Origin of the sequence: Rhizobium sp. G21, from assembly GCF_014158035.1 — a bacterium.
Taxonomy (GTDB): domain Bacteria; phylum Pseudomonadota; class Alphaproteobacteria; order Rhizobiales; family Rhizobiaceae; genus Rhizobium_E.
The window spans coordinates 3370223-3393929 of sequence record NZ_JACFXW010000001.1; the positions used below are offsets into that span (position 1 = coordinate 3370223).

The 23707-nt window shown below is 63.7% G+C and carries 20 protein-coding genes, 2 tRNA genes and 4 pseudogenes; 15 read left to right on the forward strand and 11 right to left on the reverse strand.

Translation table 11 applies throughout. The features are described from left to right. The first annotated feature begins 8 nt into the window (after positions 1 to 8). The 4 genes from H2O14_RS16845 (at position 9) to H2O14_RS16860 (ending at position 3952) form a co-directional block, all read left to right on the forward strand. Positions 9 to 1442 carry an aldehyde dehydrogenase family protein gene (locus H2O14_RS16845; RefSeq protein WP_182828553.1) on the forward strand — a complete coding sequence of 478 codons (1434 nt, stop codon included), beginning with the start codon at positions 9 to 11 and terminating at the stop codon, positions 1440 to 1442. Between the two features lie 28 nt (positions 1443 to 1470). After that, the gene (araD, locus tag H2O14_RS16850) at positions 1471 to 3210 is read left to right on the forward strand and encodes an L-arabinonate dehydratase (protein ID WP_182828554.1); all 1740 of its coding nucleotides are present in this window, start codon (positions 1471 to 1473) and stop codon (positions 3208 to 3210) included. Between the two features lie 113 nt (positions 3211 to 3323). After that, positions 3324 to 3593, forward strand: coding sequence for an AbrB/MazE/SpoVT family DNA-binding domain-containing protein (locus H2O14_RS16855; RefSeq protein WP_182828555.1), 270 nt, complete (start codon positions 3324 to 3326; stop codon positions 3591 to 3593). Further along, on the forward strand, positions 3590 to 3952 hold the full coding sequence (locus H2O14_RS16860) for a type II toxin-antitoxin system PemK/MazF family toxin (RefSeq protein WP_246697426.1): 363 nt from the start codon (positions 3590 to 3592) through the stop codon (positions 3950 to 3952). Before H2O14_RS16855 ends, H2O14_RS16860 begins: the two co-directional genes overlap by 4 nt. Before the next feature lie 283 nt (positions 3953 to 4235). On the opposite strand, the gene H2O14_RS16865 is transcribed toward H2O14_RS16860, so the two are convergent. Both H2O14_RS16865 and H2O14_RS28510 read right to left on the reverse strand, forming a co-directional pair. Next, entirely contained in the window at positions 4236 to 5090 is an 855-nt protein-coding gene (locus H2O14_RS16865) for an ROK family protein (protein WP_182828556.1), read from the reverse strand. 233 nt (positions 5091 to 5323) lie between these two features. Next, positions 5324 to 5494 (reverse strand): annotated as a pseudogene (locus H2O14_RS28510) (MarR family transcriptional regulator); the annotation flags it as partial. 220 nt (positions 5495 to 5714) lie between these two features. Between H2O14_RS28510 and H2O14_RS16870 the strand changes: the two are divergent. The 4 genes from H2O14_RS16870 to H2O14_RS16885 all read left to right on the forward strand — a co-directional run bounded on the left by H2O14_RS16870 (position 5715) and on the right by H2O14_RS16885 (position 9638). Continuing rightward, positions 5715 to 6755, forward strand: a complete 1041-nt coding sequence (locus H2O14_RS16870) for a substrate-binding domain-containing protein (RefSeq protein WP_182828557.1) — start codon at positions 5715 to 5717, stop codon at positions 6753 to 6755. A 193-nt stretch (positions 6756 to 6948) separates the two neighbouring features. After that, a complete protein-coding gene (locus tag H2O14_RS16875) occupies positions 6949 to 8262 on the forward strand; it encodes a sugar ABC transporter permease (RefSeq protein ID WP_182828558.1) in 1314 nt (437 codons plus the stop codon). 13 nt (positions 8263 to 8275) lie between these two features. Then, complete coding sequence (locus H2O14_RS16880) at positions 8276 to 9070, forward strand: ATP-binding cassette domain-containing protein (protein ID WP_182828559.1); 795 nt, start codon at positions 8276 to 8278, stop codon at positions 9068 to 9070. Between the two features lie 340 nt (positions 9071 to 9410). Next, positions 9411 to 9638 (forward strand): hypothetical protein, encoded by a 228-nt coding sequence (locus H2O14_RS16885; protein ID WP_182828560.1) that lies wholly within the window; start codon positions 9411 to 9413, stop codon positions 9636 to 9638. A 27-nt stretch (positions 9639 to 9665) separates the two neighbouring features. On the opposite strand, the pseudogene H2O14_RS16890 reads toward H2O14_RS16885, so the two are convergent. Beyond that, positions 9666 to 10588 (reverse strand): annotated as a pseudogene (locus H2O14_RS16890) (homocysteine S-methyltransferase family protein). Positions 10589 to 10803: 215 nt separating this feature from the next. Here H2O14_RS16890 and H2O14_RS16895 point away from each other — a divergent pair. Together H2O14_RS16895 and H2O14_RS16900 are read left to right on the forward strand one after the other, a co-directional pair. Further along, positions 10804 to 11508, forward strand: coding sequence for a DUF2270 domain-containing protein (locus tag H2O14_RS16895; RefSeq protein ID WP_182828561.1), 705 nt, complete (start codon positions 10804 to 10806; stop codon positions 11506 to 11508). 54 nt (positions 11509 to 11562) lie between these two features. Then, entirely contained in the window at positions 11563 to 11880 is a 318-nt protein-coding gene (locus H2O14_RS16900; protein WP_210275467.1) for an ArsR/SmtB family transcription factor, read from the forward strand. Positions 11881 to 12758: 878 nt separating this feature from the next. Here H2O14_RS16900 and H2O14_RS16905 read toward each other — a convergent pair. Both H2O14_RS16905 and H2O14_RS16910 read right to left on the reverse strand, forming a co-directional pair. Continuing rightward, positions 12759 to 12833 (reverse strand) — tRNA-Gly (locus H2O14_RS16905). A 223-nt stretch (positions 12834 to 13056) separates the two neighbouring features. Next, positions 13057 to 13131, reverse strand: a tRNA-Gly gene (locus H2O14_RS16910). 241 nt (positions 13132 to 13372) lie between these two features. Here H2O14_RS16910 and H2O14_RS16915 point away from each other — a divergent pair. The 4 genes from H2O14_RS16915 to H2O14_RS16930 all read left to right on the forward strand — a co-directional run bounded on the left by H2O14_RS16915 (position 13373) and on the right by H2O14_RS16930 (position 15814). After that, a complete protein-coding gene (locus H2O14_RS16915) occupies positions 13373 to 13882 on the forward strand; it encodes a prolyl-tRNA synthetase associated domain-containing protein (RefSeq protein WP_182828563.1) in 510 nt (169 codons plus the stop codon). 37 nt (positions 13883 to 13919) lie between these two features. Continuing rightward, complete coding sequence (trxA, locus tag H2O14_RS16920) at positions 13920 to 14873, forward strand: thioredoxin (protein ID WP_182829416.1); 954 nt, start codon at positions 13920 to 13922, stop codon at positions 14871 to 14873. Between the two features lie 64 nt (positions 14874 to 14937). Next, positions 14938 to 15615, forward strand: a complete 678-nt coding sequence (locus tag H2O14_RS16925; RefSeq protein ID WP_182828564.1) for an LON peptidase substrate-binding domain-containing protein — start codon at positions 14938 to 14940, stop codon at positions 15613 to 15615. A gap of 7 nt (positions 15616 to 15622) precedes the next feature. Beyond that, positions 15623 to 15814 carry a Trm112 family protein gene (locus tag H2O14_RS16930; RefSeq protein ID WP_182828565.1) on the forward strand — a complete coding sequence of 64 codons (192 nt, stop codon included), beginning with the start codon at positions 15623 to 15625 and terminating at the stop codon, positions 15812 to 15814. On the opposite strand, the gene H2O14_RS16935 is transcribed toward H2O14_RS16930, so the two are convergent. From H2O14_RS16935 to obgE, 6 genes and pseudogenes are all read right to left on the reverse strand, one after another. Beyond that, positions 15815 to 17422, reverse strand: coding sequence for a hypothetical protein (locus H2O14_RS16935; protein ID WP_182828566.1), 1608 nt, complete (start codon positions 17420 to 17422; stop codon positions 15815 to 15817). It abuts the gene before it with no gap. A 56-nt stretch (positions 17423 to 17478) separates the two neighbouring features. Continuing rightward, positions 17479 to 18477 carry a glycosyltransferase family 2 protein gene (locus tag H2O14_RS16940; RefSeq protein WP_182828567.1) on the reverse strand — a complete coding sequence of 333 codons (999 nt, stop codon included), beginning with the start codon at positions 18475 to 18477 and terminating at the stop codon, positions 17479 to 17481. A 62-nt stretch (positions 18478 to 18539) separates the two neighbouring features. Further along, positions 18540 to 19135, reverse strand: a pseudogene (locus H2O14_RS16945) (nicotinate-nucleotide adenylyltransferase). 41 nt (positions 19136 to 19176) lie between these two features. Continuing rightward, positions 19177 to 20454, reverse strand: a complete 1278-nt coding sequence (locus H2O14_RS16950; RefSeq protein ID WP_182828568.1) for a glutamate-5-semialdehyde dehydrogenase — start codon at positions 20452 to 20454, stop codon at positions 19177 to 19179. Next, on the reverse strand, positions 20447 to 21616 hold the full coding sequence (gene proB / locus H2O14_RS16955) for a glutamate 5-kinase (protein WP_182828569.1): 1170 nt from the start codon (positions 21614 to 21616) through the stop codon (positions 20447 to 20449). Before proB ends, H2O14_RS16950 begins: the two co-directional genes overlap by 8 nt. A gap of 111 nt (positions 21617 to 21727) precedes the next feature. Continuing rightward, positions 21728 to 22709 (reverse strand): annotated as a pseudogene (gene obgE, locus H2O14_RS16960) (GTPase ObgE); the annotation flags it as partial. 89 nt (positions 22710 to 22798) lie between these two features. Between obgE and H2O14_RS16965 the strand changes: the two are divergent. Further along, positions 22799 to 23656, forward strand: coding sequence for an endonuclease/exonuclease/phosphatase family protein (locus H2O14_RS16965; protein WP_182828571.1), 858 nt, complete (start codon positions 22799 to 22801; stop codon positions 23654 to 23656). Positions 23657 to 23707 lie beyond the last annotated feature (51 nt).

The window sequence follows — 23707 nt, forward strand, 5'->3', positions numbered from 1 at the left end:
CTATCGTCATGACATTGCACCAGAACCTGATCGCTGGCGAATGGGTCGGCGCCGAAGCCGTCGAGAATATCAACCCGTCCAACACCAATGAAGTGGTCGGTCACTATGCGTCGGGCAGCGCCGCCGACATGCAGGCCGCCATCGAAGCCGCCAAGGCGGCGTTTCCGGAATGGTCGCGCTCCGGCATCATGCAGCGCCACGCCATCCTGCGTAAAACTTCCGACGAGATCCTCGCCCGCAAGGACGAACTGGGCGCATTGCTCGCCCGGGAGGAAGGCAAAACGCTGCCGGAAGCCATTGGCGAAGTCATGCGCGCCGCGCAGATTTTCGACTTCTTCGCCGGCGAAGCGCTGCGGCTGACCGGTGAATCCGTGCCGTCGGTGCGCCCGAACATCGGCGTCGAAATGACCCGCGATCCGCTCGGCGTCATCGGCATCATCACGCCCTGGAACTTCCCGATCGCCATTCCGGCCTGGAAGATCGCGCCGGCGCTCTGCTACGGCAATACGGTGGTGTTCAAGCCTGCCGAACTGGTCCCGGGCTGCGCCTGGGCGATCGTCGATATCTTGCATCGCGCCGGCCTGCCCAAGGGCGTGCTCAACCTGGTGATGGGCAAGGGTTCCGTGATCGGCCAGGTCATGCTGGACAGCCCGCTGCTGTCGGGCCTGACCTTTACCGGCTCCACCGGCACCGGCAAGCGCGTGGCGCTCGCCTCGATCGAGCATAACCGCAAGTTCCAGCTGGAAATGGGCGGCAAGAATCCCTTCGTCGTGCTCGACGACGCCGATCTCAACGTCGCCGTCGAAGCGGCCGCCAATTCGGGCTTCTTCTCCACCGGCCAGCGTTGCACGGCGTCCTCGCGCATCATCGTGACGGAAGGCATCCACGACAAGTTCGTCGCCACCCTCACCGAACGTCTGAAGACGCTCGTGGTCGACGACGCCATGAAGACCGGCACCCATATCGGTCCGGTGGTCGACGCCCGCCAGCTCAAGACCGACACCGACTATATCGCCATCGGCCGGCAGGAAGGCGCCAATCTCGCATTCGGAGGCGATGTCATCGAACGCGAAAACCCGGGCTTCTACCTGCAGCCAACGCTGTTCACCGAAGCCACCAACGACATGCGCATCTCGCGCGAGGAAATCTTCGGACCGGTCGCGGCCGTCATCCGCGTCAAGGATTACGAAGAGGCGCTGCATGTCGCCAACGATACGATCTTTGGCCTGTCGTCGGGCATCGCCACCACCAGCCTCAAGCATGCGACGCATTTCAAGCGCAATGCCGAAGCCGGCATGGTGATGGTCAACCTGCCGACCGCCGGCGTCGATTTCCACGTGCCGTTCGGCGGTCGCAAATCTTCGTCTTTCGGCAGCCGCGAACAGGGCAAATACGCCGCCGAATTCTTCACCTCCGTCAAGACCGCCTACACATTGGCTTGAGGACCGGTTTTCGGCAAAGGACGAGACGATGAAAAAGAAAGCTGAATGGCCGCGCAAACTGAGATCGCAGGAATGGTATGGCGGCACGAGCCGTGACGTCATCTACCATCGCGGCTGGATGAAGAATCAGGGCTATCCGCACGACCTGTTCGACGGTCGCCCCGTGATCGGCATCCTCAACACCTGGTCGGACATGACGCCTTGCAACGGGCATCTGCGCGAACTCGCCGAAAAGGTGAAGGCCGGCATCTGGGAAGCCGGCGGCTTCCCGATGGAAGTGCCGGTGTTCTCCGCGTCGGAAAACACCTTCCGCCCGACCGCGATGATGTATCGCAACCTGGCGGCGCTCTCGATCGAAGAGACCATCCGCGGCCAGCCGATGGATGGCTGCGTGCTGATGGTCGGCTGCGACAAGACCACGCCGTCGCTGCTGATGGCGGCGGCTTCGGTCGACCTGCCGTCGATCGTCGTCACCGGCGGTCCGATGCTCAACGGCTATTTCCGCGGCGAGCGCGTCGGCTCCGGCACGCATCTGTGGAAGTTCTCGGAAATGGTGAAGGCCGGCGAGATGACCCAGGCCGAGTTCCTGGAAGCTGAAGCGTCGATGAGCCGTTCCTCGGGCACCTGCAACACCATGGGCACCGCCTCGACCATGGCCTCCATGGCCGAAGCGCTCGGCATGGCGCTGTCGGGCAACGCCGCCATTCCCGGCGTCGATTCGCGCCGCAAGGTCATGGCGCAGCTTACCGGCCGCCGCATCGTGCAGATGGTCAAGGACGATCTCAAGCCGTCGGACATCATGACCAAGCAGGCCTTCGAGAACGCCATCCGCACCAATGCGGCCATCGGCGGCTCGACCAACGCGGTCATCCACCTGCTCGCCATGGCCGGCCGCGTCGGCATCGATCTGACGCTCGACGACTGGGACCGTTGCGGCCGCGACGTGCCCACCATCGTCAACCTGATGCCGTCGGGCAAATATCTCATGGAAGAGTTCTTCTATGCGGGCGGCCTGCCGGTGGTCCTGAAGCGTCTCGGCGAAGCCGGCCTCCTGCATAAAGATGCGCTCACCGTGTCGGGCGAAACCGTCTGGGACGAGGTCAAGGACGTCGTCAACTGGAACGAGGACGTCATCCTGCCGGCCGAGAAGGCGTTGACGCAGTCGGGCGGCATCGTCGTCGTCCGCGGCAATCTCGCGCCCAAGGGCGCGGTGCTCAAGCCGTCGGCCGCCACGCCGAGCCTGCTCGTCCATCGCGGCCGCGCCGTGGTGTTCGAGGATATCGACGACTACAAGGCCAAGATCAACGACGACAATCTCGACATCGACGAGACCTGCGTCATGGTCATGAAGAACTGCGGACCCAAGGGCTATCCGGGCATGGCCGAAGTCGGCAATATGGGCCTGCCGCCCAAGGTGCTCAAGAAGGGCATCACCGACATGGTCCGCATCTCCGACGCCCGCATGTCCGGCACCGCTTACGGCACCGTCGTTCTGCACACCTCGCCGGAAGCCGCAGTCGGCGGCCCGCTTGCGGTGGTAAAAAATGGCGACATGATCGAGCTCGACGTGCCGAACCGTCGCCTGCATCTCGACATTTCCGATGAGGAACTGGCGCAGCGCCTGGCCGAGTGGAAGCCCCACCACGAACTGCCGACCTCCGGCTACGCTTGGCTGCACCAGCAGCATGTCGAAGGCGCCGACACCGGCGCCGACCTCGACTTCCTCAAGGGATGTCGCGGTAATGCGGTGGGCAAGGACAGCCACTGAGTTTTGATATCGACAAAAAGGCCCGGGCGACGACGCCCGGGCCTTTTCTTTTGGTAAGTTTGATTGTCCGCCAGGAAGTGCTATATTTGTAGCACAATACGGAGGCTGGCATTATGACCATTTCTACCAAGATCAGGCGACAGGGCGGCGCGGCCGTCATCACAATTCCGCCCGCGCTTCTGAAGATCCTCGACTTGGAAGTCGGCGCGCAACTGTCGCTTTCCGTGGACAATGGCGAACTCATCGCGAGGCCGGTTCAGTCGAGCAAAAAACACTATACGCTGGCCGAAATTCTCGAAGGATCCGAAGAATTAAAGGCCCTCGACAAGGATCGGGGCGCTTGGCTTGAAGACGACCAACGCTTCGGCAATGAACTCATATGATGGTCCGCAGCCAGACGCCGAAGCGTGGCGACGTGTACCTGATGGATCTCAATCCCGTCATGGGCAATGAGATGCGTGACGAGCATCGATGCGTGGTCATTACGCCGAAGGAAGTCAATGCGCTTGGTGTCTGCATGCTCGTGCCCATTACGACAGGAGGCCTGTTCACACGTCGCGTTGGACTGGCAGTCAATATCTCTGGTCATCAAACCACCGGTGTGGCGATCTGTAATCAGGTCCGCAGCGTCGACCTGGTCGCTCGGGTCAATGCAAAGCGCGCACGTTATATTGAGACCTTGGATAGCGCGACGATGGATGAAATCGTCGCCAAAGTCGTAAGCGCTATCGATCCGTCCTGAGCGAATCGAGCCGAACTGGGTCTCTTGCGTCTGGTGGACCCGGCTCTGTCGAGATCCCCGCCAATAAAAAAACCTCTTTCCCCTTGAAATTTTCCCCTGATTAACCATTTATTAATCAGGTTGTTGTGAAACTGTCATTACAGACGGTTACAGGAATTGCATCGAACGATCCGGCGACCACGGATGTACTGGCGCTGTCGATCGTTGGATGCCAGGGAAGGTCAGGTGAAGAACCTGGCCTTTTTTTGTTTTTGCGCTTTTGCGAAAGTCGGCGCTCCCTGTGTCAGAGCGCCGAAGAGGCCTGTTGCTGCAGGCTGTCGCGCCGGTCGCGCGCATCCCCCTGGTCGGGCAGGCTCTCGTCGAGAAACACCAGCGCCCGCATCAGGCAGCCCTCGCGGATCAGCGCGCGATAGTCGAGATAGCTGTCGACGACGCTGATCGGCACCGGTTGGCCAAAACAGGCGCGCGACAGCGCCTCGCGTATGCTGTCTTCCATGAATTCCATCGCGGCGATGCCGGGGCCCGTGAAGACCAGCGGGATCGGGTCGAACAGCGTGAAGACATTGGAAAGCCCTGTGCCGATCGCCTTGCCGGCCTCGCGGAACGCCTGTCGTTCCGGCCCTTCGCCGGCGCGGGCCGCCTCGATCAGGGTCTGCAGCGCATTCGCCGGCGGATCTTCCTCGAGCAATTGCGTCTCCGGCACCCCGCGCACCGCCCGCCACAGCGAATAGGTCCCGGCATAGGCCTCAATGCAGCCGCGGCGACCGCAGCGGCAGAGCGCGCCGTCGGGGCGGAAATTGGTGTGGCCGAACTCCACCGCCGAGGAGCGCACGCCCGAAAACATCCGTCCGTCCATGTAGAGCCCCATGCCGACGCCGGTCGACAGAAGAACGGTGGCGAAATTCGCGCCATAGCGTTCGGGCGCGCGCCAATGCAGCGCCTCGGCGATCATGTTGCTTTCGTTGGAGATCTCGACATCGACGCCGAAGCGGTCTTCGAGATACTGGCCCAGCGGCACATTGATGAGATCGATGACTGGCGACGACAGAAGCGTCTTGCGGTCGGCGTCGACGATGCCTTCCACCGCCGCCGAAATGCGCAGCAGCGGTCCGGCGTCACCGGCGTGCTTGTCGAGCATCTCCCCAGGAAGCCGGTCACTTCGCGGCCGAGCGCTTCGGCGGTCATCCGCTTGGTCGCGATCGTGCGCGTCTCGAACGCGAAGACCTGGCCGCTGTAATCGGCGAGCGCGGTCTGGATGGTGTTGAGCCCGACGAAGACCACGGCGATGGTCGCATGCGCCGGGCGAGGGCGCACCGACACCTGCGGCCGGCCGCGCCTTTGCGCGCCGACCTCCGTGATCGGATCGGCCGACAGGGCGCCCCGCTCCATCAGGCTGTTGGTGATGACGGTGACCGTCGACGCGGACAATCCCGTCGCCGCGCTGAGCTCGGTGCGGGACATCGGGCCATGGCGACGCAACGCCATGAGAACGCCGAATTGATTTTGCCGCCGGACGTCGTCCTGGCGCACGATGATGGACATGTGACCAGCTCCTCCAACTGGCAAAACCGATCATGCGCTAGCAAAATCACTGTGCAATGCAACGCTTAATCGATTTGAAATACATCTTGACACAGGCGAAGATGTGAGTCACTCTTTTTTCGACCCTCGAAAAATAGGGTTCGCAACGGTCGGCCGGGGGATTAGGAGAAGAACCGGGTCGGCTGCAATCGGTTGATGCGATACGCATCGGGAGGACAATATGAAGAAGTTTGCAGTTGCGCTCGCCAGCGCAGTCTTTGCCATGTCCGTCGCCGGCCCCGTCATGGCCGCCGGCAAGACCGTCGCCGTGTCCTGGAAGATCTTCCAGGAAGAGCGTTGGAAGACGGACGAAGCCGTCATCAAGAAAATCGTCGAAGACAATGGCGACAAGTACATCTCTGCCGATGCGCAGGGTTCCGCCGCCAAGCAGCTCACCGACATCGAATCCCTGATGTCGCAGGGCGCCGACGTGCTGCTGATCGTTCCCTACGACTCCGAAGCCATCATGCCGGCCGTCGAAAAGGCCGCATCCGAAGGCGTTCCGATGATCGCTTACGACGTTCAGATCGAGCATCCCTCGGTTCTCTACATGACCTTCGACAACGTCGGCGTCGGCCGCCTGATGGCCAAGGAAATGCTCAAGGTCAAGGATAGCGGCAACTTCGCCGTCATCAAGGGCGACCCGGGCGATCCGAACGCCACCTTCCTCTACAACGGCATGATGGAAGTGCTGAAGCCGAATATCGACGCCGGCAAGATCAAGATCGTCGGCGAAGCTTCGTCGGACGGCTGGAAGCCGGAAAACGCCCAGAAGAACATGGAACAGATCCTGACCGCCAACGACAACAACGTCGATGCGGTTCTGTCTGAAAACGACGGCATGGCCGGCGGCGTCGTCGCCGCTCTGCAGGCCCAGGGTCTCGCCGGCAGCGTTCCGGTCACCGGCCAGGACGGCGACAAGGCCGCTCTGAACCGCGTCGCCCAGGGCACGCAGCTCGTGTCGATCTGGAAGGACTCCCGCGCTCTCGGCAAGCTCGCCGCCGAAGCCGCCCTCATGCTCGCCGACGGCAAGTCCATGGAAGAAGTGCCGAACGTCTCCAAGTTCAAGGACGGCGCTCGCAAGGTCGAGATGAACGCGGTTCTCCTGAACCCGACCCCGATCACCAAGGACAACCTCAACGCCGTCATCGACGCCGGTTGGGTCGACCAGGCCACCGTCTGCGCCGGCGTCAAGGCCGGTTCGGTCGCGGTCTGCAAGTAATCCTCGCGGCCAGAGCCTCGATCAGACGCGTCGCCCCCAAGGCGGCGCGTTTTCCAAAAACAAAGAACAGAACGCAACCCATGCGGCTGCGCTCCTCGCCGCACATCCGATTGTAGGCGGCCATCACGAGAGCGCGTTTCCCCGAACAGGCCATCCGGCCAACTCATAAGCGGGCGGGAACAGGGAGCAAATTATGAGCCAGGTGCAATCCACCACAGGTCCTGCGCTGCAGCAGGAAGGACCTTTCAAAACATTCCTGCGCGCCACCGAGATCGACACGCGCATGCTCGGCATGATCGGCGCGCTGCTGCTGATCTGGATCGGCTTTCACGTCTACGGCGCCTATGCCAACGGAGCCGGCAACTTTCTGACGGCGCGCAATCTGTGGAACCTGTCGGTGCAGACCGCCGCCATCACGGTCATGGCCACCGGCATGGTGCTGATCATCGTCACCCGCCACATCGACCTCTCCGTCGGCGCCATGCTCGGCGTCACCGCCATGATGATGGCGGTGCTGCAGGTGTGGGTGCTGCCCAACTGGCTCGGCATCGGCCATCCCGCCATCTGGATCATCACGGTGATCTTCGGTCTCATCGTCGGCTCGATCATCGGCACCTTCCAAGGCTATCTGATCGCCTATCTCGAGATCCCCTCATTCATCGTCACGCTCGGCGGCCTGCTGGTCTGGCGCGGCGCGGCCTGGCTCGTGGCGCGCGGCGAAACCATCGCGCCCATCGACGAGACCTTCTCGCTGATCGGCGGCGGCCCCTATGGCTCCATCGGCGTCACGGCGAGCTGGGTGGTCGCGGTGATCGCCTGCGTCGGCGTCGCCTGGATGCTGGCCGGCGCCCGCAAGCAGCGCGCCCGCTTCGGCTTTCCGATGCGCCCCACCTGGGCGGAATTCTTCATCGGCGGCGTATCCATGCTGGTCATCCTCGCCGCCACCTATGTGATGAATTCCTATCCCTGGCCGAAGGGCATCATCAAGCAGTATGCCGCCGCGCATAATCTCGATCCGGCGACGCTGGTCGTCGGTCATGGTTGGGCCATTCCGGTTCTCATCGCTCTGGCCGTCGTGCTCGCCATGACCTTCATGACCACGCGCACCAAGTTCGGCCGCTATGTCTTCGCCATGGGCGGCAATCCTGAAGCCGCCGAACTCGCCGGCATCAATACGCGCCGCCTGACCATGCTGATCTTCACGCTGATGGGCTTCCTGGTCGGCATCGCCGCGGCGATTTCCTCGGCGCGCCTCAAGGCGGCCACGGCCGATCTCGGCCGCAACGACGAACTCTACGTCATCGCCGCGGCCGTCATCGGCGGCACGTCGCTCGCCGGCGGCTCCGGCACCATCTACGGCGCGATGATCGGCGCGCTCGTCATGCAGTCGCTCTATTCGGGCATGGTTCTGGTCGGCTTCGACGCCGCCATCCAGAACATGGTCGTCGGCGGCGTGCTGGTCCTGGCCGTCTATGTCGACACCGTCTATCGCCGCCACGCCAAGTAAGGGAGGAACCGTCATGGGTATTTATCAGAAGCCTGCGGGCACGCCTCTCGTGGAGATGAAGGACATCTCCATCGCCTTCGGCGGCATCAAGGCCGTCGATCACGCCTCGGTGGATCTCTTCCCCGGCGAAGTCGTGGCGCTGCTCGGCCATAACGGCGCAGGCAAATCCACGCTCATCAAGATGCTGTCGGGCGCCTATAAACGCGATCACGGCGACATCTTCATCAACGGCGACAAGGCGGATATCGAAAATCCGCGCGACGCCAAGGGTTACGGCATCGAGACGATCTACCAGACGCTCGGCCTCGCCGACAATGTCGACGCCGCCGCCAATCTGTTCCTCGGCCGCGAGATCCTCACCAAATGGGGCACGCTCGACGACGTGGCGATGGAAGCGGAAGCGCGCCGGGTCATGGGACGGTTGAACCCCAACTTCCGCCGCTTCAAGGAGCCGGTGAAGGCTCTGTCCGGCGGCCAGCGCCAGTCGGTGGCCATCGCCCGCGCCATCATGTTCAACGCGCGCATCCTGATCATGGACGAGCCTACCGCTGCGCTCGGCCCGCAGGAGACGGCGCAGGTCGGCGAGCTCATCAAGGAGCTGAAGAAGGACGGCATCGGCATCTTCCTGATCAGCCACGACATCCATGACGTCTTCGATCTCGCAGACCGCGTGTCGGTGATGAAGAACGGCCGCGTCGTGGGCCATGCGCGCACCGAGGACGTGACCAAGGACGAAGTGCTCGGCATGATCATTCTCGGCAAATGCCCGCCGGGCGCCGAGCCCGGCCCCGGCGCGATGCAGGTCTGACGCTTCGACGTCATGCGAGAGATCGAAGGGCGCGGGCGACCGCGCCTTTCGCACTTTGGAGGCCAAACGCGCGATTCGTCGGCCCCGCCGCCGTTTCGGCCTCCGCAAACTCTCTGTCGCGACAAGAAAAAACGCTTCGCATTCAATCCGCTAGGGCGTGTCCGGCCGAACCGGCTTGTCTTGCCGCCCTCAAAGGGTCAAATTTCGTTGACCGACGGTCTCCAGACGCCGCTGCATCTGTCCCGGAAAATGGCGATCGGTAAAAGTTTAGGCGTTCGGATAAGCGAATATTGCTCGTTGTCTGGCAGGCTGCGCCCACCAATCCGCGAGAGGGGCGAAGATGATTTTAGCGACGTCGACACTGACAGGCCTGTTGTCGGCGCTTCTGCGCTCCGCCTTCGCTGTGATCCTCGTCGCGTTTCTCATTTCCGTCGTGGCGATCGTCGGCGTCGTGTTCTACGGCGCGTCGCTCTTCACCGCCCTGCTGGTCGTCGCTGGCTTCAATCTCGGCCTGATCGCCGCCGCCCTCGGCTATGTCCTGTTCGGCGGCGGGGCCAGGAGCGCCTGAGCCCTGCCGCTTCGCCTCCTGCGACCATCACGCCTTGAGCCGATTGGCCACCCTGCAGATATGCTCGGCGCCGATGCCGCAGCAGCCCCCACCAGGCTCGCGCCCTTTTCCACCCATTCCGCCGCGAAGGCCGAGTATTTGTCGGAATTGAGATCCTCGCGGGTGCCGTGCAGGCCTTCGTTGGCCGCTTCGCCATCGTTGAGATTCTCAAACGCGTTGGCGTAGACGCCGATCTCGATGTCGGCGCCATGCGCGTCGAACACGGTTTTGGCCGCCTCCACCGCCCGGCCCATGACTTCGGGCTTGGCGCAGTTGAACAGCAGCGCCGCCGCGCCCGAAGACACCGCCCATTCCGCCGCCGCCGTCACGCTCTCGCCCGATCGCAGCCGCGCCGCGCCCTGCGACATTGCGAGATCGGCGTCATCCAGCGTGAAGGAAATCCAGAACGGCTTGCCCGTGTCCTTGATCGCCTCGCGCACGGCCTCGCCCTCGGCGATCAGGCTGAGCGTCTCGCCGAGCCAGAGATCGACATAGGGCGCGAGATAGGTGACGAGCACATGAAGGTAATCCTGCACGCGGGACGCGTCGAACAGTTGCGGCTCGTAGGAGCCGAAGATCGGCGGCAGCGAGCCCGCGACCAGCGTCCGGCCCTGGCCGACGCCGTCGGCCGCTTCGCGCGCCAGCCGGCCGGCCAGCGCGGTCAGGGCTGCGCCGTCGGACCGGAATTTCTCCTCGCCGATATGGAAGGGCACCAGCGCATAGGAATTGGTGGTGATCACCTCGGCGCCCGCCTCGATGAACTCCTCATGCACCTTGCGCACGATGTCGGGCGCGTTCATCAACGCCAGCGCCGACCATTCGGGCTGCTTGAGTTCGGCGCCCAGCCGCACCAGTTCGCGGCTCATGCCGCCGTCGAGAATGCGGGTCTTCTTCTGCGCGGTCGCGGTCATTTCGTCCTCCGGTCCTGATGTCATCCGCTGTTTGCCACGGCGCGCCGGCCAGGGAAGGGCCGGCATGAAACAGAATGAGGCGGATCATCGGCGGCATGGCCGGCTCCCGGGCGTTCGAAACAGCGATGCGAACCGCCTTCTCCGCCGTAAGTTCCCAAGCTCGATGGAACCGTGGCGCGCCATCCGTCTTTATCCCACATGACAGGGAGGTCGGGATGTCAGACACCGCCGCGCATCCGGGCGCCAGCGTGCAGCCCACGCCGCTCACCTCGTCCGAGCGGGTCAACACGATGGCGCATTATCACCGCGCCGAAATCGCCCGCATGGCCGGCTGGCGCGATCGGTTGGACCGCACCACGAACTGGGCGCTGACGGCGGCGGCCGCCATGTTGTCGGTGTCGCTGTCGACGCCGGCCGCCCATCACGGCGTGCTGCTGTTCGCCATGCTCATCAATCTGCTGCTGCTGTGGATCGAGGCGCGCCGCTACCGCTTCTTCGACGTCTACCGCGCCCGGGTTCGCCAGTTCGAGCGGCATTACTTCGCGCAGATCTTCTCGCCGCAGCCGGATTTCGCCTCCAACTGGCTGCTCATTCTCGGAGAAACGCTGCGCACGCCGCATTTCCTCATCAGCCAGCGTGTCGCCTTTTCCCGCCGCCTGAGGCGCAACTATATTTACGTGTTCGGCATCCTGCTGCTCGCCTGGATTCTCAAGATCACCACGCCAGAGCTCGCCGCCCGGCAGGGACCGTCCGATCTCTGGCATATGGCCTATGCGGCGGCCAAGAGCGCCAGCCTCGGCCCGGCCCCCGGGGAAGTGGTGGCGCCGATCGTCCTCGCCTTTTACGCGGTGCTGATCTTCATCGCCTATTTCACGCCGGACGAGGACGCCGAACTCGCCCATGGCAATGTCCATGTCTGAAGCGTGGCGGCGGGCGTCTTGCAAAGGCGCGATACCTGCATTATGTTCGTAACTATGAAGATTGACGCCGAAGCCATGAAAGCAGGCGCCGAACAGGCGAGCGAGCTGCTGAAGTCCCTGTCCAACCGTTACCGGCTACTGATCCTGTGCCGCCTTTCGGACGGCGAGCATTCGGTCGGGCAATTGGCGGAGTTTCTCGGCATCCGCGATTCCACCGTGTCCCAGCATCTGGCGCTGCTGCGCCGGGACCGCATCATCGCCGCTCGCCGCGACGGCCAGACCATCTGGTATCGCATCGAAAGCGATGTCGCCCGCGATCTCATCGCCACGCTCTACCGGAACTATTGCGGCAAGGCGGAAGTCGCGACCTGACTGTGGCGAGCATTCTACCGGCCCCCAACAGGTGTATATGACGCTGTCAGCGCTTCACCGTCCGGTCTCCCCGCTCTACGTGGAGGCTTGCGGCAGCCGGATGAAGGGCCCTGCATGCGGTCGACCGTCGCATCCGAACATTCCTCTCCCTCATGGTCGGGCCTGTCTCGTGCATCTGCAACGTATTGATATTGTTGAAGGCTTAGATCCTCGACACAAGGCCGAGGATGACGGCGGAGAGGGGAAAACCCCTCCCCAACCCCTCCCCACAAGGGGAGGGGCTTGCGCTGCCTCACCCTCCAAAACCCAAGCGACCTCTCGTCCGCAGCGCTGATCTGTGGCGCGACGGCGGCAGCCCCAGATTAAGCCCCTCCCCTTGTGGGAGGGGTGGGGGAGGGTCTTCTCAAAAAAATCATCCTCACCGAAAATATTTTCATCCCCCACCATCTCACCGCCCTTTATTCTCATCTCGTCCCATCATCGGCTACACCGCGAGGCGTCGCGGCGAGATGGGGCCGGCGCTGGGGGAAGGGGGACGACGTGCATCCCTTTCTCCGGGGCTTCGAGAAACGACGACCCCCGAAGACTGGGGACTTGGCGTGAAAGCGTCCCCCAGGGTGGCGTCTCGAAAGGGATGTTACAGTAAGGCCCGCTTTAGAGGCGGATTACCCGCAGGCTCGACCTGCGGCGACGAGCGTCAAGTTCGAGGCACAAACCGCCGAATGCGGGGCGCGACGAGCGTCATACTAAACTAACTTAACGAGGCGTTCTTCGCGCCCCGGCCGAGCCCTTATGGGCGAAGCCAGACAATGACGTATAATTCCGGGCGAACAGACGCTGCGGAGCGAATTGGCATGTTCCATCGTCTTGGAGAAAACTGGAGCGGGCGAAGGGATTCGAACCCTCGACCCCAACCTTGGCAAGGTTGTGCTCTACCCCTGAGCTACACCCGCTCAAAACCCGCGGCCCTGGGGTAGTGTGGACCGGGTGTCGCCGAAGCCGTCGACGAGGGCGATATGCCCCAGCCGGAGATGAAATGCAACAGGTTTTTGGCGAAAAAAATCAAGCCTGTGGATTGTTTTGCGAGCCGTGCGCGAACGCTGGCCGGCAAGCGAAGCGGGCCTTGCGCGTAACAATCGCGCGGCAACAACAAGAATTTCATAGTCCGGGAGAAATTGGAGCGGGCGAAGGGATTCGAACCCTCGACCCCAACCTTGGCAAGGTTGTGCTCTACCCCTGAGCTACACCCGCTCATCATTCACGTTCCTGGGGTAGGTTGGAACCGTGAGCCGCTGCCATCCGGCGGCGACGGGCGCTATATCGCCCAAGGCTCCGGAGATTGCAACAGGGAAATGACAGCAAAGAGAAGAAAAATGACATGTCTTTGAAATCACGTCGGAAATTGAGCAGTCCGCCGTCGCCGCCGCCATTGCTCCCGGCGCGGAAGCAGCGTATCACTCGGCTCCGGATCGAGTCAGCAAGGAGAAGAAGAATGGCCGACGCCCAGCCGAAAACCGATGAGGATCTGTTCGCATTTCTCGATCAGCTCGGGGCGCGCCATCGGACGAAAACCCATCCGGCCGTCTTCACCGTGGCCGAATCGGCGGCGCTGCGCGACGAGATTCCCGGCGGCCACACCAAAAACCTGTTCCTGAAGGACAAGAAGGACCAGTATTTCCTGCTGACGGTCGAGGAGCACGCGACGGTCGATCTCAAGACGGTGCATCAGATCGTCGGCGGCGCGTCGAAATTTTCCTTCGGCAAGCCGGAAAAACTCATGGAATTCTTGGGGGTCGTTCCCGGCTCGGTCACCGCTTTCGGCGTGATCAACGACACAGGGCGAAATGTGACGATTGTGCTCGACGAAGAACTGATGAAGAATGACATCATCAATTGCCACCCGCTCAGAAACGACGCCACGACTTCGATCGGCCGCGACGATCTGATCCGCTTCATCGAAGCGACCGGACATACGGCCCATATCTTGAAAGTGACCGTCTGACCCACGACATCAGGGCGGAAAAATCGGAGTGACGAGAATGACGGGTTTCAGCAATCCCTTCGGCGGTCTGGGCGGCCAGCCCGCATCCAAGACCAATGGCGGCGCATCTGCGCATGTGAAGGACACGACCACGCAGGCCTTCGGTCGCGACGTGATGGAAGAATCGACGCGGCAACCGGTGCTGGTGGATTTCTGGGCGCCCTGGTGCGGCCCTTGCCGTCAGCTGACGCCGGTGATCGAAAAGGTCGTCAACGAGGCCGGCGGCAAGGTCAAGCTCGTCAAGCTCAACATAGATGACCATCCCGCCATCCCGGGCCAGCTCGGCATCCAGTCGATTCCGGCCGTCGTCGCCTTCGTCGATGGCCGCCCGGTCGACGGTTTCATGGGTGCGCTGCCCGAGACACAGGTTCGGGCCTTCATCGACAAGATCGCCGGTCCCGGCGCGGGCCCGATGGACGAGGCGGCCGAGATCGAAGCGGTCCTGGCCGAAGCCGAGGCGGCGCTCGCCGAAGGCGATCTCGGCGGCGCAGCCGACATGTTCGGCGCGGTGCTGCAGGCCGATCCCGACAATCTCAAGGCGTTGGCCGGCATGGCCAATTGCATGATTGCGGCCGGCCAGTGGGAGCGCGCCCGCGATCTGCTCGCGAGCCTCCCCGAAGAGAAGAAGACCGACGCCGCCGTGGCGCCGCTGCTCGCCAAGCTCGCCCAGATCGAGGAAGCCCGCAAGCTCGGCGATCCGCGCGCGCTCGAACATGAGCTGTCGCTCAATCCCGATCATCATGACGCCCGCATGAAGCTCGCCAAGATCCTCAATGTCGAGGGCGATCGCGACGGCGCCGCCGAACATCTGTTCTACATCATGAAGAAGGACCGCGCTTACGACGACGACGGCGCCCGCCGCCAGTTGCTGCAGTTTTTCGATGTCTGGGGCTTCAAGGATCCCGCCACCATCGCGGCGCGGCGGAAATTGTCCTCGATCCTGTTCTCCTGATCCATTGGCTTGAACGGGGGCGGACGCCCCCATATCCTTGTCGAATTGCGAGAGAGGTTGGTCGATGCAGGTTGGCAATGCGCGTTATCTGACCGAGGCGGATCTGCCAGAGAGCATTCCGATTTTTCCGTTGTCGGGCGTCTTGCTTCTGTCGGGAGCGCATTTGCCGCTCAACGTGTTCGAGCCGCGCTATCTCGCCATGATCGACGACGCCTTGAAGCATAACCGGCTGATCGGCGTCGCCCAACCGGTGTTCACCGAGACCGATGAAAGTCCGGCCGGCAATCCCGAGCTCTGCAAGGTCGGCACGATTGGCCGGATCACCACCTTCGGCGAAACCGGCGACGGCCGCTATGTCATCGATGTCTCCGGCATCTGCCGGGTGCGGCTGCTCAATGAGTTGCCGCAGGGCCATTGCCCGTTTCGCCGCTTCGCCATCAAGCCGTTCGTCAGCGATCTCATCGAGCCCGACGACGATCCGACGGTGGATCGGGACGCGCTCCTCTCCGCCTTCCGCAATTATCTCGACGCAAACAAGTTGGAAGTCGATTGGGAGGCCGTCGGCAAGACCTCGAACCGCACGCTGGTCAATTCGCTGTCGATGATGGCGCCGTTCGGCCCGCGCGAAAAGCAGGCGCTGCTCGAAGCCCCCGACCTCAAGACGCGCGCCGAAACGCTGGTCGCCATGACCGAAATCGTGCTCGCCAAAGCCTTCGGCGACGCCGCCCGCACGCTGCAGTGAGCGTCTAATGACCGATCTCGACCTCGCCCGCCCAGATCCGAAAATGCTGGAGCTGCTCGTCTGCCCGGTCACCAAGGGCGGCCTGACCTATGATCGTGAGCGCAACGAACTGATCTCGGAGAAAGCCAAGCTCGCGTTTCCGATCCGCGACGGCGTGCCGATCATGCTCGAATCGGAAGCCCGGCGCATCGAGAACTGATCAAAGGCGGCGCTTCGCCATGAGGCGCGGCGCGATCCGGATGAAGGCGAGAATCAGCAAGCCGCACAGGCTCGCCCACCAGCCCATCCGTTCGGCCAGCAATGGCTCTAGTCGAAGCTCGACCTCGCTTCGACCCGCCGGCGCCGCGATCTGCAGAACCTTCGTTCCCTCGACCAATCCGCCGGCCGAAGCCCTCCAGCCGGGATAGGCGAACTGCCGAATGGCGACAACGCCCTCCGACTTGAGATCGAACGCCAGCCGAATGCGGCGCGGCGACCAGTCCCGCACCACGACCTTTCCCTCGCCTTCAATCAGCCGAACCCTCTCACCGGGCGCGAAAAGGCCTTGCACCTCCACAGGCGAGGCCGGCCGATATTCCGGCGCATCCCAGCTGTCATCCCCGGGGCTCGCTCTGGTGATAGACTCGGGGTCGATGGAAGCGGGCAGGCGCTCGGGCAGGAGCGTGAATCCGATATTGACCAGCAGGCCGACGATGATCACGGCAAAGGGCAGAACCCGCGAGAGCCGGGGTCTCGCCCCCGCCGCGGCAGCCGTTACGGCGAGCGACAATCCGATCGTGGCGAGCAGCAGGAACCGCCAGGGAAATTGGACCCGGTCGAGCGGCAGATGCAGCTCCCAAATCGGCCGGCTCAGGACGCTCATCAGGACGAGCGCCGGCAGCAGGAAGGCGAGGGCGACGACCGCCTGTATCCGAGCAGCCGTACGGGAACGCGCCAGAGCAACGGTCGCAATAAGCAGTCCCGGTCCGAAGGTGAGGGCGCTCGCAACATGCACATAGAATTCGATGCCCGGATCGGGCCAGGCCGCGCCGCCGAGAAGCCAGTTGCTGGCGAGGTTGCGGCCGGAAAACAGGGCCGCGGTGTCGATATAGACGGAATGGGTGAGCGCCGTGCCGAGATAGCCGCCGGCGAGGAGAAGGCCGAGCAGCGTCGACAGAGCCAGCGTCGTCAGCCTGATCGGGCGTCGGTCCTTCAGATCGAGGATCAGAGCATAGAGACCATAGGCGGGGCCAGCGATCAGGATGGAAGGCGCATGGGTGGTGAACAATCCGGCGAGCGTCAGCGCCGTCACAGCGATCGTCCTGCCGCGCAGGCGATCCGGCGCGGTCAGCATCATCAGCGTCAGGGGAGGCCAGACGAAAGCCCAGACTTCTGCGAAGGCGCCGCGCTGATAGACGTCGATATAGAGATGATAGGGCGCGAGGAGATAGACAATCGCGCCGGCCAGCGCCGCCCGTGGCGCCTCGGGAAAGGCGCGGCGCAGCCAGAAGAGGCAGGCGATGCCGGAGGCGAGCAGGGCGAGCCAGGCGGAGAGGCCGAGCTTAAGCGCGATCATCGAGGGGTCTGGAAAGAGGGGATGCAGAAGCGCCGTCACGACATGGCCGAGCGGCGGATAGAGGAAGAAAGCCGGACTGCCGAAGCCGTCATTCAGGTCCATCAGCCAGCGGGGATAGAGGTCGCCCGCCCAGAATTGTCGGGCGAAGGCCTCCTGCCAGCGGGCGTGAAAGATGCTGTCGACGCCGCTCCGCAACGCGCCGAACACAATGGCGGGGACCATCGCCAGCGTGGCGGTGAGGAATATGGCCATGACCGCGCCCGCGGCGCCGGTTGGCGCCTCGTCGTTTCTCGACGTCTCGGGCATCGTCACGCGCGGCGGGCGGCCAGGCTTTCCGGCCGGGCAGCGCGCTCCGGCGGCTGCATCGCCTGGGCGGCTTCGAGCCCCCAGGTCTCACGGACCAGGAACAGCGGCCGTCCCTTCACTTCGATGAAGATGCGGGCGACATATTCGCCGACCACGCCGAGACCGGTGAGCACGAGGCCGTTGAAGAACAGAATGAAGCTCGCAAGCGATGCATAACCGGGAACGTCGACGCCGAGAAGCAGGACGCGGCCGATGAGATAGGCGCCATAGAGGAACCCCGCCAAGGCGCAGGCGAGGCCGATATAGCTCCAGAGTTTCAGGGGAACCGACGAAAAGGAGACGATGCCTTCGAGACCGAGACGCCAGAGCGCCAGAGGCTTCCATTTCGAACTGCCGGCGGCGCGAGCGGGCCTGACATAATCGACGGTGGCCTGACGATAGCCAAGCCAGGCGAACAGGCCCTTCATGAAACGGGCGCGTTCGGGCAGTGCGCCGAGCGCGTCGACCACGCGGCGGTCCATCAGCCTGAAATCGCCGGCGTCGGCGGGGATGTCGATGTCGCTCAGCCGGCCGATGGTCTTGTAGAACAGGCTCGACGTCCAGCGCTTGAGCATTGCGTCGGAGCTGCGATCGGCGCGGCGGGCGAGAACGACGTCGAAACCTTCGCGCCACTTCTCGACCATGACCGGGATCAGGCCCGGCGGGTCTTGCAGGTCGACATCCATGGGGATGACGGCGCGGCCCGAACAGAAGGCGAGGGCGGCCGTGAGCGCCGCCTCCTTGCCGAAATTGCGCGAGAGGTCGACGACCTTGATGCGGGGATCACGAGCGCGGGCGAGGGTGAGAATGTCCAGCGTCGCGTCGCGGCTGCCGTCATTGACGAAAACGATCTCGTAATCGGCGGTGACGCTTTCGAGGATGGGGGTCACGGTCTGGAGGAAGAGGACCAGCATGTCCTCTTCATTATAGACCGGCACGGCGATGCTGAGTTCGACCGTCATAGTCCCTCCGATGTCGCGGGCGATGAGACGGTTGTAGCGCCGAGGCCCTAAGCTTCGGTAAATCAGGCCTGCCGGTCGCGACCGGCGGAGCGGATGGCGGTCGAGCTCAGCCGGGAGCGCGGGCCATGGATGAAGGTCCAGGCGGGGGCGGAGAGGCTGCCGAGGGTGCTCGCGTCATGCTCGTCGACGCGGGCATAGTCGAAGGTCTTGGCCATGACGGAGGAGAGGAAAGCGAGCGTGGCGCCGGGCCGATCGATGACGGCGATGGGGAAGGTCATGGCGATCTTGCGCCAGTTCTGCCAGCGGTGGAAATCGCGGAGATTGTCGGCGCCCATGATCCAGACGAAGCGGACGGCGGGATTGCGCGCCTTCACCCGCGCCAGCACCTCGGCCGTATAGCTCGAATTCAGGCTCTTCTCGAAGGCGGTGACGCGGATGCGGGGGTCATGCGCCATGGCTTCGGAGAGGTCGAGGCGTTCGGCGAGCGGCGCGAGGACCCGGCGGGATTTGAGCGGATTGCCGGGGTGACCATCCACCAGAGCTGGTCGAGGCCGAGTCGCCGCAGCGCGATGTCGGCCACGAGCTGGTGTCCCTGATGCGGCGGATTGAAGGATCCGCCGAACAGGCCCACCAGCATGCCGGGCTCGACATGCGGCATGATCAGATGACGTCGTCCGATCTCTTCCGCATCCACAGGCGTCAGAGCCTGATCTGGCCGCTGCCGCGGACGCGATATTTGAACGAGGTCAGCTGCTCGACGCCGACGGGACCGCGCGCATGCATCTTGCCGGTGGCGATGCCGATTTCCGCGCCCATGCCGAATTCGCCGCCATCGGCGAATTGCGTCGAGGCGTTGTGCAGCAGGATGGCGGAATCGATCTCGTTGAAGAAACGCGCCACGGCGTCTGCGTCTTCCGAAATGATCGCCTCGGTGTGGTGCGAGGAGTAGCGGTTGATATGCGCGATCGCGCCGCCGACGCCGTCGACCACGGCGACCGAAATGATCGCGTCGAGATATTCGGTTGACCAGTCCTCGTCGGTGGCCGGCTTGAAGGCCGGGAAGACCTTGAGCACGGTCGCCGAGGCGCGGATCTCGCAGCCGGCATGGGTCAGCGCTTCGAGGATCGGCATCAGATGCGTGCCGAGGGCGGCGCTGTCGACCAGAAGCGTTTCGGCCGAGCCGCAGACGCCGGTGCGGCGGAGCTTGGAATTGACGACCAGGTTCTTGGCCATCTCCACATCCGACGTCGCGTCGACATAGATGTGGTTGACGCCTTCGAGATGGGCGAAGACCGGCACTCGGGCTTCAGACTGGACGCGGGCGACCAGAGATTTGCCGCCGCGCGGCACGATCACGTCGATCGCGCCATTGAGGCCCGACAGCATTTCGCCGACAGCGGCGCGGTCGGCGATCGGCACATATTGGATCGCATGTTCGGGCAGGCCGGCGGATTTCAGGCCCGCGACCAGGCAGGCATGGATGGCCGAGGAGGAATGAATGGAGTCCGAGCCGCCGCGCAGGATCACGGCGTTGCCGGCCTTGAGGCACAGCGCGCCGGCGTCGGCGGTCACATTGGGACGGCTCTCATAGATGACGCCGATGACGCCGAGCGGCGTGCGGACGCGCTCGATATGCAGGCCGTTCGGCCGGTCCCATTCGGCGATGACGTCGCCGACCGGGTCGGGGAGCGCCGCGATCTCGCGAATGCCCTGGGCGATGGCGTCGATGCGGGCGTCGTTGAGCAGCAGGCGGTCGACAAAGGACTCGGCCATGCCGTTTGCCTGGGCGGCGTCGAGATCGAGCGCGTTCGCGGCGAGGATGTCGGCCTTCTGCGCGAGGATCGCGTCAGCCATGGCGAGAAGGGCTTCGTTCTTGGCTGGCGAAGGCACGATCGACAATGGCTGGCTGGCGGCGCGGGCGCGGGCGCCGATTTCCAGCATCAGTGTCTTGATATCGTCCTTGGCCATGTCAAGCATCGATCTTGTCCTTCGTCTTGCTCCGGGTTTGGCGAGTGGCCGTCATCACCATGTCGTCGCGATGGACCATGGCGGCGCGGCCGGAATAGCCGAGAATATCGGCGATCTCGGCGGATTTCTTGCCGGCGATCTGCCGGGCTTCCTGCGCGTCGTAGCCGGCGAGGCCGCGGGCGATTTCGCGGCCGTCGAGCGAGAGGATCGCCACCGTGTCGCCGCGCGAGAAGTCGCCCTCGATGTCGCGGACGCCGGCGGGCAGCAGGCTCTTGCCGGTGTGCAGCGCGCGCTCGGCGCCCTCGTCGATGACGAGGCGGCCGGCCGGCAACAACTGCCCGGCGATCCAGGTCTTGCGGGCGGTGACGGGCTCGGGCGAGGGGGCGAACAAGCTGTGGCGGACGCCCTTGGCGATGGAGGCGAGGGGATTATAGACCTTGCCGGAGGCGATGATCATCGCACAGCCCGCAGACGTCGCGATCTTGCCGGCGTCGATCTTGGTGCGCATGCCGCCGCGCGAGAGTTCGGAGGCCGCGCCGCCCGCCATGGCCTCGATCTCGGGCGTGATGGCCGGAATGAAATCGAGGAAGCGCGCTTCGGGATCGAGATGCGGCGGCGCCGTGTAAAGGCCGTCGATATCGGAGAGCAGCACCAGCATGTCGGCGCCGACCATGGTGGCGACGCGGGCGGCGAGCCGGTCATTGTCGCCATAGCGGATTTCGCTGGTCGCGACCGTGTCGTTCTCGTTGATGACGGGAATGGCCTTCAGCTTCATCAGCTGCGAGATCGTGGCGCGGGCGTTGAGGTAGCGGCGACGCTCTTCGGTGTCTCCCAGCGTGAGCAGGATCTGGCCGGCGACGATGTCGTGACGCGACAGGCTTTCCGACCAGGCGCGGGCGAGCGAAATCTGCCCGACGGCGGCGGCGGCTTGGCTCTCTTCGAGCTTCAGCGCGCCCGAGGGCAGATCGAGCACGGTGCGGCCCATGGCGATCGCGCCGGAGGACACGACCAGCACTTCGACGCCCTTGGCGGCCAATTGGGCGATATCGTCGCACATCGCCTCGAGCCAGGCCTTTTTCAGGCCCGTCTTGCGGTCCACCAGCAGCGCGGAGCCGATCTTGATAACGATGCGGCGGCAGTCTTCGAGCCCGAGTCGCTCATTCGTCGTCATAGTCGTCAAAGTCCTCGTCGTCTTCGTCGGCCATCGGCGCCATCTTTTCCTTGCGCTTCCAGTCGATCGCGCTTTCGGCCTTGGGCAGGTCGGGGTCCTCGGCCTTGCTGGTCTCGATGATCCGCGCCAATTCGCGGAGCACTTCGGGCATGCCCTTGCCGCTGACGGCGGAGATGGCGAAGGGCGTCTGGCCGCAGGCGCGCTTCAGCGACGCCTTCTTCTTTTTCAGCTCTTCGGCGTCGACCGTGTCGATTTGCGACAGCGCCACGATCTCGTGCTTTTCGCCGAGGCCTGCGCCATAGGCGTCGAGTTCGGCCTTGACGGTCTTGTAGGCCTTGCCGGCATTCTCTTCCTGGGCGGAGACGAGATGCAGCAGCACGCGGGTGCGCTCGACATGGCCGAGGAAGCGGTCGCCGAGGCCGATGCCCTCATGCGCGCCTTCGATCAGGCCGGGAATGTCGGCCAGCACATATTCCTTGCCGTCCACCGTGGCGACGCCGAGATTGGGATGCAGCGTGGTGAAGGGGTAATTGGCGATCTTCGGGCGGGCGCGGGTGCAGGTCGCCAGGAAGGTCGACTTGCCGGCATTGGGAAGGCCGACGAGACCGGCGTCGGCGATCAGCTTCAGGCGCAGCCAGAGCGTCTTTTCCTCGCCGGCCTGGCCGGGATTGGCCCAATCGGGCGCCTGATTGGTGGAGCTCTTGAAATAGGCGTTGCCGAAACCGCCATTGCCGCCCTTGGCGAGGCGGTATTTCTGGCCGACTTCGGTCAGGTCGCAGATCAGCGTTTCGCCGTCCTCTTCAAAGACCTGCGTGCCCGCCGGCACCTTGAGCGTGACGCTCGACCCTTTGGCGCCATGGCGATTGCGGCCCATGCCGTGCACGCCCGTCTCGGCCTTGAAATGCTGCTGGTAGCGATAGTCGATCAGCGTGTTGAGGCCGTTGACCGTCTCGATCCAGATATCGCCGCCGCGACCGCCGTCGCCGCCGTCGGGTCCGCCGAATTCGATGAATTTCTCGCGCCGAAAGGAAACGGAGCCGCCGCCGCCGTCACCGGCTCGGACATAGATTTTGCACTGGTCGAGAAACTTCATCTTTTCGCCGTTCTTCTTGTCTTGGGCTTGCTCTCTGGCCGCCGCGCGTGTTCGATATAGCGGCTAAGCCGGAAAGGTCAAAGAATATCATGAAAGTCGTCAGCTTTAACATCCAATATGGTTTCGGTCTCGACGGCGTCTGCGACCTCGACCGCATCGCCGAGGTCGTGCGGGACGCCGACATCATCGGCTTCCAGGAAGTGACCCGCAATCTACCGAAAAACGCCTTTCTCGACATGCCGGCGCGGCTCATGGAGCTGCTTTCCGACTTTCACCAGGCCTTTGGTCCCGGCGCTGACGTCGATTATCGCCCCGTCGGCGCCGCCGGGGCGCCGAGCGGACGGCTGCAATTCGGCAATATGGTGCTGTCGCGCTACCCGATCCTGTCGCTGCGCAACCTGCTTCTGCCGCGCAGCCGCACCTATGGCGAGCTCAATCTGCAGCGGGCGGCGCTCGAAGCCTTGATCGACGCGCCCGGCGGGCCGATACGCATCTATTCCACCCATCTCGATCATCGTGATCCCGACGAGCGCATCCGCCAAATTGCTTATCTCAAAGACAGCGCTGTGCTTCACGGCGTCGAAGGGGGCGGGGTTACGGGCGGCGGCGAATTCGGCTTCCCGGATCTGCCGCATACCGACGATTACCTGATCCTCGGCGATTTCAACATGATGCCGGAAACGCCTGACTATATCGCCATGGCGGGCCGCATCGATCCCTATTACGGCCGCACGCCGCGGGCGACGACGCCGGTAGACTCGCTTGCCTTTCTCGGCGCGCGCCAGCCGGACGATTACTCCTGGGAAGAGCCCGGCAAGCCCGAAGTGCGGCAATATCTCGACTATATCTTCGCGAGCGCCACGCTGACGCCGCGGCTCAAGCGCGGTTGGACCGACATGGCCTGCATCGCCTCCGACCACAAGCCGGTCTGGCTGGAGATGGACTGAACCGCGCGCATGAGTTTGGAAAGGCCCGGAAGAGACGATCTTCCGGGCCTT

Excerpts from the sequence above, each read along its gene's own strand:
- H2O14_RS16870 (WP_182828557.1), top strand. The coding sequence starts at position 5,715 with ATGAAGAAGTTTGCAGTTGCGCTCGCCAGCGCAGTCTTTGCCATGTCC.
- H2O14_RS16965 (WP_182828571.1), top strand. The coding sequence starts at position 22,799 with ATGAAAGTCGTCAGCTTTAACATCCAATATGGTTTCGGTCTCGACGGC.
- H2O14_RS16875 (WP_182828558.1), top strand. The coding sequence starts at position 6,949 with ATGAGCCAGGTGCAATCCACCACAGGTCCTGCGCTGCAGCAGGAAGGA.
- H2O14_RS16925 (WP_182828564.1), top strand. The coding sequence starts at position 14,938 with ATGCAGGTTGGCAATGCGCGTTATCTGACCGAGGCGGATCTGCCAGAG.
- trxA (WP_182829416.1), top strand. The coding sequence starts at position 13,920 with ATGACGGGTTTCAGCAATCCCTTCGGCGGTCTGGGCGGCCAGCCCGCA.
- H2O14_RS16930 (WP_182828565.1), top strand. The coding sequence starts at position 15,623 with ATGACCGATCTCGACCTCGCCCGCCCAGATCCGAAAATGCTGGAGCTG.
- H2O14_RS16845 (WP_182828553.1), top strand. The coding sequence starts at position 9 with ATGACATTGCACCAGAACCTGATCGCTGGCGAATGGGTCGGCGCCGAA.
- H2O14_RS16940 (WP_182828567.1), bottom strand. The coding sequence starts at position 18,477 with ATGACGGTCGAACTCAGCATCGCCGTGCCGGTCTATAATGAAGAGGAC.
- H2O14_RS16860 (WP_246697426.1), top strand. The coding sequence starts at position 3,590 with ATGATGGTCCGCAGCCAGACGCCGAAGCGTGGCGACGTGTACCTGATG.
- H2O14_RS16915 (WP_182828563.1), top strand. The coding sequence starts at position 13,373 with ATGGCCGACGCCCAGCCGAAAACCGATGAGGATCTGTTCGCATTTCTC.
- H2O14_RS16855 (WP_182828555.1), top strand. The coding sequence starts at position 3,324 with ATGACCATTTCTACCAAGATCAGGCGACAGGGCGGCGCGGCCGTCATC.
- H2O14_RS16885 (WP_182828560.1), top strand. The coding sequence starts at position 9,411 with ATGATTTTAGCGACGTCGACACTGACAGGCCTGTTGTCGGCGCTTCTG.
- H2O14_RS16900 (WP_210275467.1), top strand. The coding sequence starts at position 11,563 with ATGAAGATTGACGCCGAAGCCATGAAAGCAGGCGCCGAACAGGCGAGC.
- H2O14_RS16950 (WP_182828568.1), bottom strand. The coding sequence starts at position 20,454 with ATGCTTGACATGGCCAAGGACGATATCAAGACACTGATGCTGGAAATC.
- H2O14_RS16935 (WP_182828566.1), bottom strand. The coding sequence starts at position 17,422 with ATGGCCATATTCCTCACCGCCACGCTGGCGATGGTCCCCGCCATTGTG.
- proB (WP_182828569.1), bottom strand. The coding sequence starts at position 21,616 with ATGACGACGAATGAGCGACTCGGGCTCGAAGACTGCCGCCGCATCGTT.
- H2O14_RS16895 (WP_182828561.1), top strand. The coding sequence starts at position 10,804 with ATGTCAGACACCGCCGCGCATCCGGGCGCCAGCGTGCAGCCCACGCCG.
- H2O14_RS16865 (WP_182828556.1), bottom strand. The coding sequence starts at position 5,090 with ATGCTCGACAAGCACGCCGGTGACGCCGGACCGCTGCTGCGCATTTCG.
- araD (WP_182828554.1), top strand. The coding sequence starts at position 1,471 with ATGAAAAAGAAAGCTGAATGGCCGCGCAAACTGAGATCGCAGGAATGG.
- H2O14_RS16880 (WP_182828559.1), top strand. The coding sequence starts at position 8,276 with ATGGGTATTTATCAGAAGCCTGCGGGCACGCCTCTCGTGGAGATGAAG.